General features: G+C 69.5%; 13 protein-coding genes. 7 read left to right on the top strand and 6 right to left on the bottom strand.

Annotated features, from left to right (window positions below):
• Positions 1–75 precede the first annotated feature (75 nt).
• The 5 genes from ACFY9I_RS07585 to ACFY9I_RS07565 all read right to left on the bottom strand — a co-directional run bounded on the left by ACFY9I_RS07585 (position 76) and on the right by ACFY9I_RS07565 (position 8,492).
• Positions 76–2,523, bottom strand: coding sequence for a SpoIIE family protein phosphatase (locus ACFY9I_RS07585; RefSeq protein ID WP_390997946.1), 2,448 nt, complete (start codon positions 2,521–2,523; stop codon positions 76–78).
• 254 nt (positions 2,524–2,777) lie between these two features.
• A complete protein-coding gene (locus tag ACFY9I_RS07580; RefSeq protein WP_390997945.1) occupies positions 2,778–4,289 on the bottom strand; it encodes a family 43 glycosylhydrolase in 1,512 nt (503 codons plus the stop codon).
• 43 nt (positions 4,290–4,332) lie between these two features.
• Positions 4,333–4,461 (bottom strand): hypothetical protein, encoded by a 129-nt coding sequence (locus ACFY9I_RS07575; RefSeq protein ID WP_390997942.1) that lies wholly within the window; start codon positions 4,459–4,461, stop codon positions 4,333–4,335.
• Positions 4,462–4,893: 432 nt separating this feature from the next.
• Complete coding sequence (locus tag ACFY9I_RS07570) at positions 4,894–7,125, bottom strand: alpha-L-fucosidase (RefSeq protein WP_390997939.1); 2,232 nt, start codon at positions 7,123–7,125, stop codon at positions 4,894–4,896.
• A gap of 260 nt (positions 7,126–7,385) precedes the next feature.
• Complete coding sequence (locus ACFY9I_RS07565) at positions 7,386–8,492, bottom strand: ricin-type beta-trefoil lectin domain protein (RefSeq protein ID WP_390997937.1); 1,107 nt, start codon at positions 8,490–8,492, stop codon at positions 7,386–7,388.
• 788 nt (positions 8,493–9,280) lie between these two features.
• On the opposite strand from ACFY9I_RS07565, the gene ACFY9I_RS07560 reads away from it, so the two are divergent.
• The 7 genes from ACFY9I_RS07560 to ACFY9I_RS07530 all read left to right on the top strand — a co-directional run bounded on the left by ACFY9I_RS07560 (position 9,281) and on the right by ACFY9I_RS07530 (position 15,419).
• Positions 9,281–10,051 carry a HipA family kinase gene (locus ACFY9I_RS07560; RefSeq protein ID WP_390997935.1) on the top strand — a complete coding sequence of 257 codons (771 nt, stop codon included), beginning with the start codon at positions 9,281–9,283 and terminating at the stop codon, positions 10,049–10,051.
• Complete coding sequence (locus ACFY9I_RS07555) at positions 10,048–10,458, top strand: DUF3037 domain-containing protein (protein ID WP_390997933.1); 411 nt, start codon at positions 10,048–10,050, stop codon at positions 10,456–10,458. Before ACFY9I_RS07560 ends, ACFY9I_RS07555 begins: the two co-directional genes overlap by 4 nt.
• 145 nt (positions 10,459–10,603) lie before the next feature.
• Entirely contained in the window at positions 10,604–11,365 is a 762-nt protein-coding gene (fabG, locus tag ACFY9I_RS07550; RefSeq protein ID WP_215451095.1) for a 3-oxoacyl-ACP reductase FabG, read from the top strand.
• A 10-nt stretch (positions 11,366–11,375) separates the two neighbouring features.
• Positions 11,376–12,143: a glucose 1-dehydrogenase gene (locus ACFY9I_RS07545; RefSeq protein ID WP_390997930.1), complete on the top strand. Its 768-nt coding sequence runs from the start codon at positions 11,376–11,378 to the stop codon at positions 12,141–12,143.
• 188 nt (positions 12,144–12,331) lie between these two features.
• A complete protein-coding gene (locus ACFY9I_RS07540) occupies positions 12,332–13,912 on the top strand; it encodes an ABC transporter substrate-binding protein (RefSeq protein WP_390997927.1) in 1,581 nt (526 codons plus the stop codon).
• 139 nt (positions 13,913–14,051) lie between these two features.
• Complete coding sequence (locus ACFY9I_RS07535) at positions 14,052–14,735, top strand: uracil-DNA glycosylase (protein ID WP_390997924.1); 684 nt, start codon at positions 14,052–14,054, stop codon at positions 14,733–14,735.
• Between the two features lie 162 nt (positions 14,736–14,897).
• Positions 14,898–15,419, top strand: a complete 522-nt coding sequence (locus ACFY9I_RS07530) for a hypothetical protein (protein ID WP_390997922.1) — start codon at positions 14,898–14,900, stop codon at positions 15,417–15,419.
• A 97-nt stretch (positions 15,420–15,516) separates the two neighbouring features.
• On the opposite strand, the gene ACFY9I_RS07525 is transcribed toward ACFY9I_RS07530, so the two are convergent.
• Positions 15,517–16,017 (bottom strand): hypothetical protein, encoded by a 501-nt coding sequence (locus ACFY9I_RS07525; RefSeq protein ID WP_390997919.1) that lies wholly within the window; start codon positions 16,015–16,017, stop codon positions 15,517–15,519.
• Positions 16,018–16,020: the final 3 nt, after the last annotated feature.

The raw sequence follows: 16,020 nt of genomic DNA, 5'->3' as shown, positions 1-16,020 counted from the left end.
GACGGGGTCTGTCCGCGTGGAGGCGCGGGCCCCTGCCTCAGGAACGTGGAGCGGCGGGGCGGGGGCGACGACGGCTCAGTGCGGCTCGGGCTGGGAGAGGGTCTGAGCGCACCAGATCGTCTTGCCGTTGGTGGTGTGCCGGGTGCCCCACCCCTGGGTGAGCTGGGCGACGAGCAGCAGGCCCCGGCCGCCCTCGTCGAAGACACGCGCCCGACGCAGGTGCGGAGCGGTGTTGCTGGCATCGGAGACCTCGCAGATCAGGACAGCGTCACGGATCAGCCGTAGCCTGATCGGCGGTTCGCCGTACCTGATGGCGTTGGTGACCAGCTCGCTGACGACCAGCTCGGTGACGAAGGACGCCTCCTCCAGGCCCCAGGCGTCCACCTGGTCGACGGCGAACTTCCTGGCGAGCGGCACCTGGGCGGGGTCGGGCTCGACGTCGCAGTCGGCGACGTGGTCGGGATCGAGGCCATGAGTGCGCGCGAGCAGCAGAGCGGCGTCGTCGGTGCGGCGGTCGGAGAGCAGGGTGTCCATCACCGTGTCGCACAGGGCCTCCAGCGAGGTGACCGAGTGGTTCAGCACCTGCTGGAGTTGGGTGAGGCCCTGGTCGGCGTCGCGCTCGCGGCTTTCCACCAGTCCGTCGGTATAGAGGGCGAGCAGGCTGCCCTCCGGCAGCTCCAGCTCGGTCGCCTCGAAAGGCAGCCCACCGATGCCGAGCGGCGGTCCCGGCTGTGCGGCCACCGGGACCCTGGTGCCGTCCGGACGGATGATCAGCGGCAGGGGGTGGCCGGCGCTGGCCAGTGTGAGGCGTCGGGAGACAGGGTCGTAGACGGTGTACAGGCAGGTGGCGCCGGACTCGCCGGTCGGATGGAAGTGGTTGCCGGGTCGGAGGTCGCTCGCGAGGTGGAGGACCAGGTCGTCCAGGTGGGTCAGCAGTTCGTCTGGCGGCAGGTCGACGTCGGCGAGGGTGCGGACAGCCGTGCGCAGCCGCCCCATGCTGGCCGAGGCGTGCAGGCCGTGGCCGACGACATCGCCGACGACGAGAGCGACACGGGCGCCGGACAGCGGAATCACGTCGAACCAGTCACCACCGACCTCCGCGCCGGTTCCGCCGGGCAAGTAGCGGGATGCCACGTCGACCGACTCCTGGTTCGGCAGCCCCTGCGGCAGCAGACTGCGTTGCAAGGTCAGCGCGGTCGTGCGCTCGCGGGAGTACCGGCGGGCGTTGTCGATGGCCACGGCTGCCTTGGCGGTCAGCTCTTCGGCGAGGATCAGGTCGTCGGCGGTGAAGGCCTCGGGCCGGTCCATGCGGCAGAAGGCGACGACGCCGAGCAACGCACCGCGTGCCCGGAGCGGCACGGTGATCCGGCCGGTCAGCCCCACCGAGACGAGGGACTCGTCGATCACCGGGTTGCCCGGAGGCCAGTGGGCCGGGTCGGCGGCGAGGCCGGGCCCGAAGGCCCACTCGCCGCCCTGGCCGGGCGCGGCGGCGAGTTCCACCGTTGACCTACCGGTGGCCATGCAGCGGCCGGCGACCGATCCGGGAGCGTGCGTGACCGGTGTCGTGGGCCCGGGAGCCCGGTCGGCGTCCTCCTTCGTGCTGTGCTGGGCGGCACGGCTGAGCCTGATCGTCTCGCCGGGGGTGAACGCGGAGACCGAGGGCGGTTCCTCTCCGCGCAGAACCTCGTCGAAGAGATCCACGCTGACGAGGTCGACGAATCCCGGCACCGGGGTCCGGGCCAGTTCCTGGGCGGTGCCGATCACGTCGAGTGTCCGGCCGATGCCGCCGCTGGCCTCGTTGAGCATGAGCAGGCGTTGCCGAGCCCAGTACTCGGCGCTCATGTCGAATCCCCAGTTGGCCACCCCCCGGACCCTGCCTTCGCCGTCCCGGACGGGCCAGATGCTGGTGGCCCACGCATTGGCGTAGTCACTGCCGCGAGGCTGGAAAACGGTGATGAGACGCGCGGGCTCGCCCGTCCTCGCCACTTCGGCGAGCTTGTCGGTGTAGGGCTTGTCGTCCCTTTCGGGAAACAGTGTGCGGTCGAACTCGGGCAGCACCTCGCGGTACTTCCTGCCGAGCACTTGCTCCTCGGAGTGCGCTATCACCCGGCCCGAGGAGGCGTTGATCCACAGGAACCGCAGGTCGGGGTCGTAGACGCCCAGAGCGAAGGGGCACTGCTCGAAGGCCCGGTCGGCGATCACCGGGCGGCGTCCCCAACGCTGGAAGGTCACCACGTGGCCCAGTGCCCGCCCGTCGGGGCCGGACAGCGGTTGAGCCGTTACCACGGCGTCCACTGTGGAGCCGTCCCTGTGGCGCAGGGGGGTGAACTCCGTGGGGCCGACGCTGTGGCTCTCGGGGACGCCGGGGGGCGGGGGGTCGACCAGCAGGTCGGTCACCGGGCGGCCGACGGTGTCCTCCGCCGTCCAGCCCAGTAGCAGGCGGCCCCCCTCGCTCCAGCCGCTCACCATGCCGTCCGGGCCCACCACTGCGACGGCAGTGGGGGCGTCCCTTATGTCGGGCATCTCCACGCGCTACGCCTCCGTCCGGACAGAGCCGTACCGTCAGGCTGGTTTCCAGCGGCTGCTCCCAGCCTAGAGCGGCACCTGCGACACGGCGCTCCGGCCGGTGCGTTCGTGCGTTCGTGGGTGCTGGGTGCTGGGTGCTGGGTGCTGGGTGGCGGGTGCCGGGTGGCGGAGTGACTGGGGCTGGGGTTCGCGCTCCGCTCCACAGCGGCAGCAGTGCGTATGTGGTGCTCCGGACAGGGGAGTGGGCCGGTTCAGTGGTCCAGGGGCTCGTAGTCGAACCAGTCGAAGTGGACGGCGCCCTCGGCCGCGTACACGCCGATGACGCGGCCGGTGAAACCACCGGCGACCTCGGTCGACAGGTAGCGGCCGTCGAGTGCCGCGAGTTCGGTGAACGTGCCGTCGGACTGTTCGATGCCCAGGGAGACGGTGTCCGGTCCGGTGCACGGCCCGAGCGGAGGCGGTGGGTCCGTGATGGAGACGGCGAGGACCAGGGGCCCGGCGGGTACGGAGCGCTCGGCCACGACGGTGCGCAGGGAGCCGACGCGCGCGATCACCCGTACGTCCGTCCCGGATGCCTCGATCGCGTAGTGGTGCTGCTCGTCCAGCCGGACGGCGAGGCCGCCGCGCCCCCGCCCCGGGTCGACCAAGGTGCGTGCCCGGCAGGTCAGGTGCTGCTGACGGCGGCCGGTGAACACCACGTCGGGCTCGTCCAGGGAGCCGCCCCGCGCGCGGAGCGTCAGCCATCCGGGACGCTCCTTGGTGGTGCAGAGCTCGGTGGGGCGGTCTCGCACGGAGATCCAGGCCGGTCCGAGTTCGCCGAGCTCGAAGTCGTCGCGCCGTTCCTCGGCGGGGGCGGGGGAGAGCGGCCAGGGGAGTGTGGACAGGTCCATGGTGACCTCGCCGACGACCGGCCAGCCGTCCTCCCAGGTCACGGGAGCCAGGAAGGTCTCCCGGCCGAGCACGTGCCAGCCGGGGGTGCCGCCGCGCGGCCGTACGCCGAGGAAGACCATCCACCAGGAGCCGTCGGGGCCCTGGACCAGGTCCGCGTGGCCGGTGTTCTGCACGGGGTGGTCGGTGCCGCGGTGGGTGAGGATCGGGTTGGCCGGGCACGGCGCGAACGGGCCGGTCGGGGTACGGCCGCGGGCGATCGACACGCCGTGACCGCGCTCCGTTCCGCCCTCGGCGATGAGCAGGTACCAGTGGTCGCCGATCCGGTACAGGTGCGGCGCCTCCGGGGCCTTGGCGCCGGGGCCGCCGGACCAGAGCGGGTGCGGGGTCCCGTACGTCTCGCCGCTGGACGGGTCCAGGCGGACCTGTGACACCCCCGCGACCGTGCACCAGCAGGTGCCGTCCTCGTCCCAGACCAGGTCGGGATCGATGCCGGGCACGCCCGGGGCCCGGACGGGATCCGACCACGGTCCGGCGGGGTCGGTGGCCGTGACGATCAGGTTGCCGCCGCCCTCGCTGCAGTTGGTGACGATCAACCAGAAGCGGCCGTCGTGATGGCGCAGGGTGGGGGCGTAGATGCCGCCCGAGGACGGCATGGAGGACGGCAGGCGCAACTGCTCCGGCCGGTCCAGCACGTTGCCGATCTGCCGCCAGCGCACCAGGTCGCGGCTGTGGAAGATCGGTACGCCGGGGAAGTACTCGAAGCTGGAGCAGGCGAGGTAGTAGTCGTCGCCGACCCGGCAGATGCTCGGGTCGGGATGGAACCCGGGGATCACGGGGTCGGCGGCGCGGGCGGGCTGGTCCTGAGCGGGCACCCTCGGTCGTCCTTTCGTCGGGTGGGCGGCGGGGAAACGGCGCTCAGGAAGCGTCCGGCTCCATGCGGGTGTGGCGCGGCAGCGCCGCGGAGGGCACGGTGGGAAGGGTCATGGTGAGGTCGGTGGTGGCCGGGTGCCAGACGGCGACGGCCGGACCGGCGGCGTACAGCACCTCGGCACGGGCTGTGCGGCCACACGGTGAGGTAGGCGGTCGCGGGGGTGTGCGGGGCGAGGGCGATCCAGGGGTCGTCCCGAGCTGGAAGGCCAAGCCTCGGCGGTTCACCTGGTGCGTCATGGGGACGGCCCTTCCCTAAGAGTGTCGAAGCGCTTCACCTCGTTGGGGAAGTTAACGGACATGACTCGGGTGAAACAAGGGGGCAGCAAGGGGGTCGGACGCGAGAAAAGTTCCTTTGACCTGTTTCATGACAGTTTGGCGGCGGCAATGGCGGCGGCAATGTGGCGTCGATGCGCTTCGACACCTCGCTGCCCGTGACCGGGGAGTGCTGTGGGCGAGCCGAGCCGGGTGGCACCCGCCGGGCGACCACCTGACGGCTGCGGCGGCGTACGAGGAGTACGCCACCGCAGCCGCTCGCGCTATCGGGGATCAGACGGCCGTGAAGGTCCACAGCAGGTTGGCGCTGCTGCCGTACGTCCACTGCTTGGTGACTGAGCCCGAGTCGACGTTGCCGCCGCCGTCGAGGACCAGGCCGGTGGTGCGGTTGGCAATCGAGTAGCTGTTGCCGCCCCGGTGGGTGATCGTCCAGTGCTGGTTGGTGCCACCGTTCCAGGCGGCCTGTCTTGCCGCGGAGCCGTCGGCGGTGGCGCCCCAGCCGTCGGCGACCATGCCGTTCGTGCGGTTGACCAGCCTGTAGTACCCGCCTCCGACCGCCTCCGCCTGCCACTGCAGGTTGGCGTTGCCGTTCCAGGTCCACTGCTTGAGGTTGGACCCGGAGGCGACGTTGCCGCCGCTGTCCAGGGCGAGGCCGTTGGTGACGTTGCCGATCCGGAAGTACGTCGCCGGGTTGAACTGGACCCTCAGCGAGGTGATCTGGTCGTTGTTGCCGGTGACCCGGAGGTCGGGGTTGTCGGCGGTGAAGGTCCAGGAGGTGCCGGTGAAGTTGTCCCCGGAGTAACCGACCACCCGGTAGCCGGGGGCCGGCCGGAGGGAGGAGAGGGTGCGCGGGCCCGGACCGGCCGCGGTCAGGTCGGCCGCGGTGTAGTCGCCGAGGGGGAGTACGGCGTGGTCGCCGGCGTAGTCGACGTTCGTGAAGCCGATGGCGCCGGCGAGCGGCCGCAGGCCCGGGATCGTGCCGGAGAAGTCGAGCTTCAGGACGTAGGCGTTGGCGCTGTACGGCGCCGAGGACGGCAGGGTGACCGTGAGGCCGGAGGAGTTCTGGGTCGGTGTGGGCAGGTCGATGTAGGTGCCGGCGGTCGACCCGAGGAGCTTCACCGAGGACAGCGACGAGAGGTTGATCCGGTCCGAGCTGAGGGTTTTGATCGTCAGCGAACGGCCCGGCCAGCCCAGGACGGTGGCGTACAGGACGTTGTCGGCCTTGTCGCGGGTGAAGCGGATGTCCTGCGCCGTGCCTGCGTGCGGGGTGGTGAACGAGCCGCCGCCCATCTTCGTCGGGCCCTCGCCGTACACGGTCCACGCCCGGGTCGCGTACACCGACTCGCCGAAGCGCTTCAGGTGGTCTCCGATACCGAGCAGGATGTCTTTCTGCGCCTGGGGGATGGTGCCGTCGGCCATGGGCGCGATGTTCAGCAGCATGTTGCCGTTCTTGCTGACCCGGTCGATGAACGAGTGCAGCATCTGCTGGATGGTGTAGTAGCCGATGCCCTGGGTGTAGCACCAGCTACTGCTGGAGATGCTGTCGTCGGTCAGCCAGTACGGGCGGGTGAGGTCGGCCGGGCCGCCGCGCTCGTAGTCGAAGACCTCGCCCTTGCCGTTCATGCCGTCCTTGTACGTGGTGACGACCTCACGGCCCCAACTGTTCGCCTGGTTGTAGTAGTACGCCAGGAAGTTGAGGCGCTGTTGCTCGTCGACGGCGTCCAGGTTGAAGTCCTGCCACAGGATGTCGGGTTGGGCGCGGTCGATGACCTCCTTGAGCTTGTCGAACCAGAGCTGGTTCTCCGCGGCCGAGCCGAGCTGCCCGTAGAGCTTCTTGAGGCTCGGGTCCGTCTGGGCGGGGGCGAACTCGTAGAACCCGGTGAAGTTGTACGCGTGGTGCATGGCCACCAGCAGCTTGAGGCCCTTGGCGCGGATGGCCGTGGTGAAGAGCTTGAGCAGGTCCAGTCCTGGGCCCTTCCTCACCGAGTTCCACTCGTTGACCTGGCTGTCCCACATGGAGAAGCCGTCATGGTGCTCGGCGACCGGGCCGGCGAACCTGGCGCCGGCGTCGACGAACAGCTGCACCCACTCGTCGGGATCGAACTTCCCGCCGGCAGACTTCAGCTTCGGCGCGAACTCCTTGAAGTTGCCCGCCAGGTCCTGGGCTCCGTCGATGAAGTTGTGGTACGGCCATGCGGACGGCTGGCCGTAGGTCGCGATGTGGTGCTGGTTGGCGTTGTTGCCCGCCTCGTACATGTTGCGCGGGTACCACTCGTTGCCGAAGGCCGGGACGCTGAAGACGCCCCAGTGGAAGTAGATCCCGAACTTCGCGTCCTGGAACCACTCCGGGGCCGGCGGGTGCTGGTCGACCGAGTTCCAGTCGGGCGTGTACGTGCTGGGTGCCGCGTGGGCGACACCGGTGCTGAACAAACCTCCGGCCACGGCGGCCGCGGCCACAGAGGTGGAGCCGGCCAGGAAGTGGCGTCTGTTGATCGGACTAGGCATGGACACATCCCTGGTGCGAAGGAGGACAGGGGGCAGAGGACACGGGACGGCGTGGGCCGCTGTGCAGGGGGCGCCGCGTGTTACGCACGAAGGTCGGTCATGGCTCCCCGGGATGTCAACCAACGTGCAGGGATGAAAAGCGGTTTCCGGACCGCGAGTTCATCCCTTTCAGATACCTATTGATGCGAATCGTCACTGTCCAGACATCGTATGTCTGGTGAGCGCTCTGGCTGGTTCGAGTCATCGAGTGGGAGCGGAGGTCATCCGGCGGTCAGGGCAGTCCACTTCTGGTTGGAGCCGCCGTGGCAGTCCCACACCTGGAGCTGCGTGCCGTCGGCCGTGGAGAAGCCCGGAACATCGAGGCAGCGGCCGGAGGCGGGGTTGCGGTAGCCGCCGTTGTAGGGCTGCCATACCTGGTTGGCGCCGCCGTGGCAGGCCCAGAGCTGCACTTTGGTGCCGTTGGCGGTGCTCCCGCCGGCGACGTCGAGGCACTTGCCCAGGGAGCGCAGGGTGCCGTCGGTGTAGGCGGACCAGAGCTGGTTGGCGCCGCCGCCGCAGCTCCAGATCTGGACGGCGGTTCCGTCGGCGGTGCCGGCGCCGTTGACATCCAGGCACTTGCCGGCGATGCCGGACTGCACGCGCGCGGCGGCGGGCGCGGGGTTCTTCAACCACCCGGCACTGTCCGCGGACTTGATGCCGCGGTGGAAGGCGTCCGCCATCTTCTGGTAGCCCGTGTCGTTGGGGTGCAAGGCGTCGGCCAGGTCGGCCGTGGTCAGGCTGCTCATGTCCACGTACGCGACGCGCTTGCCCGCGGCCTGTGCCTCGCTGACGATTTGGGGAATGGCCCGGTTGTACGCGGCCCGGTACTGCTCCTCCGAGCCGCTCGTGGACACGACCAGGGAGGCCACGAGGACTGTTGTGTCGGGGACGTCGGCGGTGATCTGGGTGACCAGCGACTTCAGCCGGGCGGTGGCCGTGGGGACTTGGTAGGACTCGTTGAGGTCGTTGGTGCCGATCATCAGCGTCACGACGTTGGGCCGGTAGCGGGTCAGTGGAGGGCTGGCGAGTGCGGCGATCTGGTGGATCTTGTATCCGGAGTGGCCTTCGTTGTCGGGGTCGGACATCGAACCGCCCCGCACCGTGCCCACGAAGTCCAGCGGATGCCCGTCCGCCGCGAGCTTGTTCCACAACGGCCCCCGGTAGCCGTTGCCCGTACTACTTCCCACACCCCAGGTTATGGAGTCGCCCAACGGCATGACGCGCAAAGGTGTGTCGGAGGCGGCGGAAGCAGGGGTGATGCCTGCCGTCGTCACGCCGAGCACGGCAGCGACAAGCGAGATCAGGGGGAGAACCCAGGACTTTCTCATGCTGCGTCCTCTTCTGCGAGTGATTGCTGAACCAGCGGGGCTGATCGCCGTTCGTGTCAGCAGCTCGGCCGTAGCGCCTTCCCTTCGGCGTCGGCGGCCGCCTGACGTACTGGCAGAACGGGTTGATGGGGAGCCTCATGCGCTGTGAGCGTTGACAACACTCCCGGCGCGAACATCCCATGAATACCTGACATCGCGGATCGGTGACAAGGGGTGAGTCATGTGGGGTCTGACGCCAACGCCGCTGCTCCTGCTGTCAGTTTGCCGCTCGCTCCCTCGCCGGTCTCAGCTCGGGGACATCCTATGTCTGACCTGACCGTCGCCGTCCGCTCCAACGAGAGCGGCAGCGGCGAGCTCAGCTACCTCGTCACCGACCGGCACGGCACCGCGACCCTCGCCATCTACGCCGCGGACCAGGCGTACTCCCGCCACTACACGACCCGGTTCGGCGCGCCGAGGGCTACCACCACCGGAGCCGCCTGGCCTCGACGCCGCCCCCACGGGCTGGCTGAAGGCCGTGGAGGCGGGAGAGGCTGTAGTGAGCGTGGCGCGGTGGCTCGGGCACTCCTCATCGGTGATCACGCTCGGTTACTATGCTCACTTCATGCCGGAGGCCGGACGCAAGGGCCGGATGGCCACTGACGGACTGCTGGGGAGGCGCGGAGATCTGCATGCTGGTCGAAACTCCCCAGATTCTCCCCAGGGCTGATGACGGGTCAATCCAGCTGTTGGGGACCTCCTGGGGCAACCATGGATTGCGAGGACAAAGAAGTGGATGACCTGAGGAAATGTTGAGAGAGGTCGCCGCGACCCGCTATATCGCACCCCTTCGTGAGGGTGGCTCGCTCCCTGGACTCGTCGAGGCGGACGACCTGGGGACCTACGTCCTGAAGTTCACCGGAGCCGGTCAGGGCCGCAAGACACTCGTCGCGGAGGTCGTCTGCGGGGAGCTGGCCAGACGGCTCGGACTGCGCGTCCCCGGGCTGGTGGCCGTCGACCTCGATCCCGTCCTGGGACTCGGCGAGCCCGAGGAGCAGGTGCAGAAGCTGATCAAGTCGAGCGGCGGCACCAACCTCGGCATGGACTTCCTCACCCGCGCCATCGGCTTCGACCCACTCGCCTTCGAGGTGAGCCCCGAGGAGGCCGGGCGGATCGTCTGGTTCGACGCGCTGATCAACAACGTCGACCGCTCCTGGCGCAACCCGAACCTGCTCATGTGGCACGGCGAGCTGTGGCTCATCGACCACGGCGCCACCATGATCTGGCACCACCACTGGCCCGGCGCCCGCGCCTCCGCCGCCAAGCCGTACGACGCCGCCGACCACGCACTCGCCCGCTTCGGCCCCGATGTCGTGGCGGCCGCCGCCGAACTCGCGCCCCGGGTCACCGAGGAACTGCTCACCGAGGTGACCGCCGAGATCCCGGACGTCTGGCTGACCGGCGAGCCCGGATTCGAGACACCGGACGCGCTGCGGCGGGCGTACGCGCAACCGCTCCTCGCCCGCGCCGCCGGCATTCACGAACGCATCGAGGGGATCAAGATCGAGGGGATCAAGTGAGCGACCGCTTCCTGGGGACCGGGGCGACCGGGCAGGACGTCTACGAGTACGCGCTGCTGCGGGTCGTGCCCCGGATCGAGCGCGGCGAGTGCTTCAACGCGGGCGTCCTCGTGTACAGCCGCTCGCGGGCTCTCGTGTCGGCCCGCACCCATCTCGACGAGGCCAAGCTGCTCGCCCTGGACCCGGGGGCGGACGTGGCGGGCGTACGCGCCGCGCTGCGCGCCGTGGAGGGTGCGTGCGCCGGGGGAGAGGCGGCGGGACAAGCCGCTCGTGACGACGCCGGGCGGCGCTTCCGCTGGCTCGTCGCGCCCCGTTCGACGGTCGTGCAGGCGGGGCCCGTGCACACGGGGCTCACCATGGATCCGATGGCGGAAGCCGAGCGGCTGCTCGCTCTTCTGGTGAAGTGACCGGGCAGACGTAAGGGATCACACCGGGTGGAGCGTTGACACCGGGTGCCAGGACTTCTAGCGTCACGTGTACTGAAGGTACTAAGCGGTCGCTCACCGAAGAGGCGCCGCAGGAGCCGCATCCCAAGGGCGAGGAGAACCAGCAATGTCCACCACTGAGCAGCGTGTCGCCGTGGTCACGGGTGGCGCGCGCGGCATCGGCGCCGCGACCGCCGTACGACTGGCCGCCGAGGGGCGTGCCGTCGCGGTGATCGACCTCGACGAGGCCGCGTGCAAGGACACCGTGGAGAAGATCACCGCCGCCGGCGGCAGGGCGCTCGCGGTCGGCTGCGACGTCTCCGACGAGGCCCAGGTAGAGGCCGCCGTCACCCGGATCGCCGAGGAGCTGGGTGCTCCGACCATCCTGGTCAACAACGCGGGTGTGCTCCGCGACAACCTGCTGTTCAAGATGAGCGCGTCCGACTGGGACACGGTCATGAACGTGCACCTGCGCGGCGCCTTCCTGATGGCCAAGGCCGTCCAGAAGTACATGGTGGAGGCCAAGTTCGGCCGCATCGTCAACCTCTCCTCGTCCTCCGCGCTCGGCAACCGGGGCCAGGTCAACTACTCCGCCGCCAAGGCCGGTCTCCAGGGCTTCACCAAGACCCTCGCCATCGAGCTCGGCAAGTTCGGCGTCACCGCCAACGCCGTCGCGCCCGGCTTCATCGTCACCGACATGACCGCCGCCACCGCCGCCCGTGTCGGCATGGGCTTCGAGGACTTCCAGGCCGCGGCCGCCACCCAGATTCCCGTGCAGCGCGTCGGCCGGCCCGAGGACATCGCGGGCGCCATCGCCTACTTCACGGGTGAGGACGCCGGATTCGTCTCCGGTCAGGTGCTGTACGTCGCCGGCGGACCGCTCAACTAAGGGATCGAACATGACTTCGGTGGAACTTCCCGAGCTTTCGGGCAAGGTCGCCCTCATCACCGGCGCCAGCCGCGGCATCGGCTACGGCATCGCGGAGGCCCTCGTCGCGCGCGGTGACCGGGTGTGCGTCACGGGCCGTAACGAGGATGCCCTGAAGGAGGCCGTCGACAAGCTCGGCGCCGACCGTGTCATCGGCGTCGCCGGCAAGGCCCATGACGAGGCCCACCAGGCGCAGGCCGTCGAGCGCACCATGGAGGCCTTCGGCCGTGTCGACTTCCTGGTCAACAACGCCGGCACGAACCCGGTGTTCGGCCCGATCGCCGACATGGACCTGAACGTGGCGCGCAAGGTGTTCGAGACCAACGTCGTCTCGGCCCTCGGCTTCGCCCAGCGGACCTGGCACGCCTGGCAGAAGGACAACGGCGGGGCGATCGTCAACATCGCCTCCGTCGCCGGGGTCTCGGCCTCGCCGTTCATCGCCGCGTACGGCATCAGCAAGGCCGCCATGATCAATCTGACCGTGCAGCTCGCGCACGAGTTCTCGCCGGGCGTGCGGGCCAACGCGATCGCGCCCGCCGTGGTGAAGACCAAGTTCGCCCAGGCCCTGTACGAGGGCCGGGAGGCCGAGGCCGCCGCGGCCTACCCGCTCGGCAGGCTCGGGGTGCCCTCGGACATCGGCGGCGCCGCCGCGTTCCTCACCTCCGACCAGTCCGACTGGATCACCGGCCAGACCCTCGTGGTCGACGGCGGCATCTTCCTCAACGCCGGGGTCGGCTGACACGGCACGGCGGGCGCCGGTGGATGATTCACCGAATCGTTCCGGCGCCCGCCCGCACCCCTTACGGGGGCTCGACAATGCCGTCACAAGCGGACCGGTCGAAGGCTCTGCCAGCCGGGCGGGAGCGGCTCGAGGGGCCTGCGGTATCGTTCGGCCACTCTTGGTACGGCATTTCGAGGAGCATCCACGTGTTCAACCGGAACCGATACTTGCCGCCACTCGCGGTGATCGCGTCCATATCCATGGTCACGGGGTGTGGTGTGTTCTCCTCGGACACCGCCGAAGACGCGGACCCCATCATCGTGGGGACCACCAGTGGGCCGAGCACCCTGGATCCGGCGGCGGCCTGGGACAGCTCCTGGGAGCTGATGCGCAACGTCTTCCAGCCCCTGCTGAACTACTCGCCCGGCGGGTCCGAGCCCGAGCCGGACGCCGCCGAGAGCTGCGAGTTCACGGACAGCTCCAGCACCACGTACAGCTGCACGCTGCGGGAGGGCCTGAAGTTCTCCAACGGGCACACGCTGGACGCGGCGGCCGTGAAGTACTCGTTCGACCGGATCAGGAAGATCAACGTCAACGGTGGCCCCGCGGGGCTGCTGACCACCCTCTCCCGGGTGCAGACGAAAGGCGACCGCGAGGTCGTCTTCCACCTCAGCCAGCCCGACGCGACCTTCCCCCTCGTCCTCACCACGCCCGCCATGTCGATCGTGGACCCTGCGGACTACCCCGCGGACAAACTCCGCGAGGACGGGGAGATCACCGGCTCGGGACCGTACAACCTCGCCTCCTACGCGGAGGGCGAGAAGGCCGAGCTGGTCAGGAACGACACCTACAAGGGCATCGCGGAGCTCAAGAACTCCGCCATCACGATCCGGTACTTCCAGCAGTCGGACGAGATGGTCAAGGCCCTCAAGACCAAGGACATCTCGGTCATCTACCGCGGGCTCGGTGCCGCGGACGTCGTGGACATCCAGCAGAACCACGACGAGGAGGGGCTCCAGATCGTGGAGAACGCCACCACCGAGATCAGCTACCTGGTGTTCAACCCGAAGTACACCTGGGCCAAGAACCCGGCGGTCCGCAAGGCCGTCGCCCAGGTGCTCGACCGGCCCGCGCTCGCCCACAACATCTACAAGGACACCGTCGAGCCGCTGTACTCCATGATCCCCAGGGGCCTGGTGGGCCACACGACGGGCTTCTTCGACGACTACGGCAACCCCAGCGCGACCAAGGCGAAGGCCATCCTCACCGAGGCGGGCATCACCGAAACGGTTCCTCTCACTCTTTGGTACACCACCGACCGCTACGGCTCCCAGACGAAGCCGGCCTTCGAGGAGCTCAAGAGGCAGTTGGAGGCGTCCGGTCTGTTCAAGGTCACGCTGAAGAGCAGCCCCTGGAAGACCTACTCGCAGGGCTACCAGAAGGGCGAGTACCCGATCTTCGGGCGCGGCTGGAACCCGGACTTCAACGACGCCGACAACTTCATCGCCCCCTTCGTGGGCAAGCAGAACGCGCTCGGTACCCCGTACGACTCCCCCGAGATCACCGACAAGCTGCTGCCGAGGTCCCGCGCGGAGAGCGACCGGGGCGCCGTGTCCGAGGAGTTCGAGCAGGCCCAGCAGATCCTCGTCGACGACGCCCGACTGATCCCGCTGTGGCAGGGCAAGGCGTACACGGCCGCCAACGAGGAGATCGCCGGCCTGGAGAACGTCATCGACCCGGCGACGATGATGACGATGTGGCAGCTCTCCTGGAAGACCAGCTGGTAGTTCCGGGTGCGGGGCCCGATTGTCAGTGGGCGCCTGTAGGTTCTGTGCTCTGACGGCGGCCGCGTTTTTCCGCGCGGTCGTCCGTCCATGGCCGCATGTTCCGTGGCCGTGAAGTGAGCGCACACCGGAGGAAGTTGACGTGACCGACATCGCCATGCTGCCCGAGTCCTGGCGCGGGGTCCTCGGGGACGAGCTGCAGCAGCCCTACTTCAAGGAACTCACCGAGTTCGTCGAGGAGGAGCGTGCCAAGGGTCCCGTCTACCCTCCGCGGGAGCAGGTCTTCGCCGCCCTCGACGCCACGCCGTACGAGAGCGTCAAGGTCCTGATCCTCGGGCAGGACCCGTACCACGGCGAGGGCCAGGGCCACGGCCTGTGCTTCTCGGTGCGGCCGGGCGTGAAGACCCCGCCCTCCCTGCGGAACATCTACAAGGAGATGCAGGCCGAGCTGGGCACCCCGATCCCGGACAACGGCTATCTGATGCCGTGGGCCCAGCAGGGCGTGCTGCTGCTCAACGCGGTGCTCACGGTCCGCGCGGGTGAGGCCAACTCGCACAAGGGCAAGGGCTGGGAGAAGTTCACCGACGCCGTGATCCGCGCGGTCGCCGACCGTCCCGACCCGGCCGTCTTCGTGCTGTGGGGCAACTACGCGCAGAAGAAGCTCCCGCTGATCGACGAGACACGCCACGCGGTGGTCAAGGGCGCCCACCCCTCCCCGCTGTCCGCCAAGAAGTTCTTCGGCTCCCAGCCGTTCACGCAGATCAACGAGGCCGTCGCCGAGCAGGGCCACGAGCCCATCGACTGGACGATCCCGAACCTCGGCTGACCTGCCCCTCCTCCACTCACACCGGCCCGTCCGGCCATGAGCCGTACGGCTGCCGGGGCGCCCCCGCGGCCGTACGGAGCCGCCTGACCGGGATTGCCGGTGCCTGCCGTTAGCGTCGGGAGGGACAGGCGGGACAGGGGGCGACGAATGTGGAGGGACGCGGTGGTGGAGCGACAGGAGCAGATGGCACCGGACGCCATGATGACCCGGATCGGGCAGGCGGTCATGCTGCACCACGGCGGTGACCGCGAGGAGGCCCGGGACCGTCTCCTGAAGCTGTGGGCGGAGATCGGTGAGGATGGCCCCCCGCTCCACCGCTGCACGCTGGCGCACTACATGGCCGACACGCAGGACGACCCGGACGTCGAACTGGCCTGGGACCTCAGGGCGTTGTCGGCGGCCGACGAACTCTCCGACGGCCGGGCGACGGACCCCCACGACGGGCCCGCCGTGCGCGCCTTCTACCCCTCGCTCCACCTCAGCCTCGCCGCCGACTACGCCAAGCTCGCGCGCCACGACGCCGCGCGCAGCCATCTGCGCCTGGCGCGGTGCGCGCTCGGCTCACTGGGCGACGACCGTTACGGCGACGCCATCCGCGCCGCCCTCGCACGGCTGGAGGCGCGCCTCGACGAGGCGGACTCCTCCGGTGGGGAGACGCCGGGTCCGCCGAGACAGCGGCCCTGAGATCAGGTTCGGTCCGGCGGACGGCTTCAGCTCCGGACGGGCGTCAGCTCAGGGCCAGCTTCAGTCCGGGCGGCGTGCGCATCGGTGGGAGCAGTCATCAACGGCCGTACACGTCCTTGCAGATGGCCGCCTGTGGGGTGTCCTTGCCCCAGCCGCCGTACTTGTGACCGAGTGCGCACACATCGCCGTTCTGGGGCGGTTGCGTCGGGATCGTCTTGGGCAGGGGCGGGACCTCGACATGGGGGTGGGACTCGGAAGGCGGCGGCCCGTGCCGCTCGACGGGGGCCGGCCGTGCCTTCGTTGGCTTCGGCGCGGTGGGCGGCGGCGGGGGTGTGGTGGCAGAGGTCGACGGGGCGGCCTTCGGCTTGATGGACGCGCTCGGAGAGGGTTTCCGGGGCGGGCCGATCAGCTCCAGCGCCTCCCGCGCCGGGGCCTCGACGATCTGTGTCTCGGTCGTGCCGTCCGGGCGGGGCTGGGACGGCAGGGACGGGACGGGTGGTGCCTGGGGCGGGGACGGTTGTCGCGCGGTCACGCAGCCGGTGAGGGCCGAGACGGCCACGGTGACCAGGAGCGTTGCGGTGGTGGTCGGTCGATGCACGCG

This window comes from Streptomyces sp. NPDC012510, assembly GCF_042955065.1.
Classification (GTDB): domain Bacteria; phylum Actinomycetota; class Actinomycetes; order Streptomycetales; family Streptomycetaceae; genus Streptomyces.
This window is presented reverse-complemented; position numbering and strand designations above follow the sequence as displayed.

Excerpts from the sequence above, each read along its gene's own strand:
- ACFY9I_RS07585 (WP_390997946.1), bottom strand. The coding sequence starts at position 2,523 with ATGCCCGACATAAGGGACGCCCCCACTGCCGTCGCAGTGGTGGGCCCG.
- ACFY9I_RS07570 (WP_390997939.1), bottom strand. The coding sequence starts at position 7,125 with ATGCCTAGTCCGATCAACAGACGCCACTTCCTGGCCGGCTCCACCTCT.
- ACFY9I_RS07565 (WP_390997937.1), bottom strand. The coding sequence starts at position 8,492 with ATGAGAAAGTCCTGGGTTCTCCCCCTGATCTCGCTTGTCGCTGCCGTG.
- ACFY9I_RS07560 (WP_390997935.1), top strand. The coding sequence starts at position 9,281 with ATGTTGAGAGAGGTCGCCGCGACCCGCTATATCGCACCCCTTCGTGAG.
- fabG (WP_215451095.1), top strand. The coding sequence starts at position 10,604 with ATGTCCACCACTGAGCAGCGTGTCGCCGTGGTCACGGGTGGCGCGCGC.
- ACFY9I_RS07545 (WP_390997930.1), top strand. The coding sequence starts at position 11,376 with ATGACTTCGGTGGAACTTCCCGAGCTTTCGGGCAAGGTCGCCCTCATC.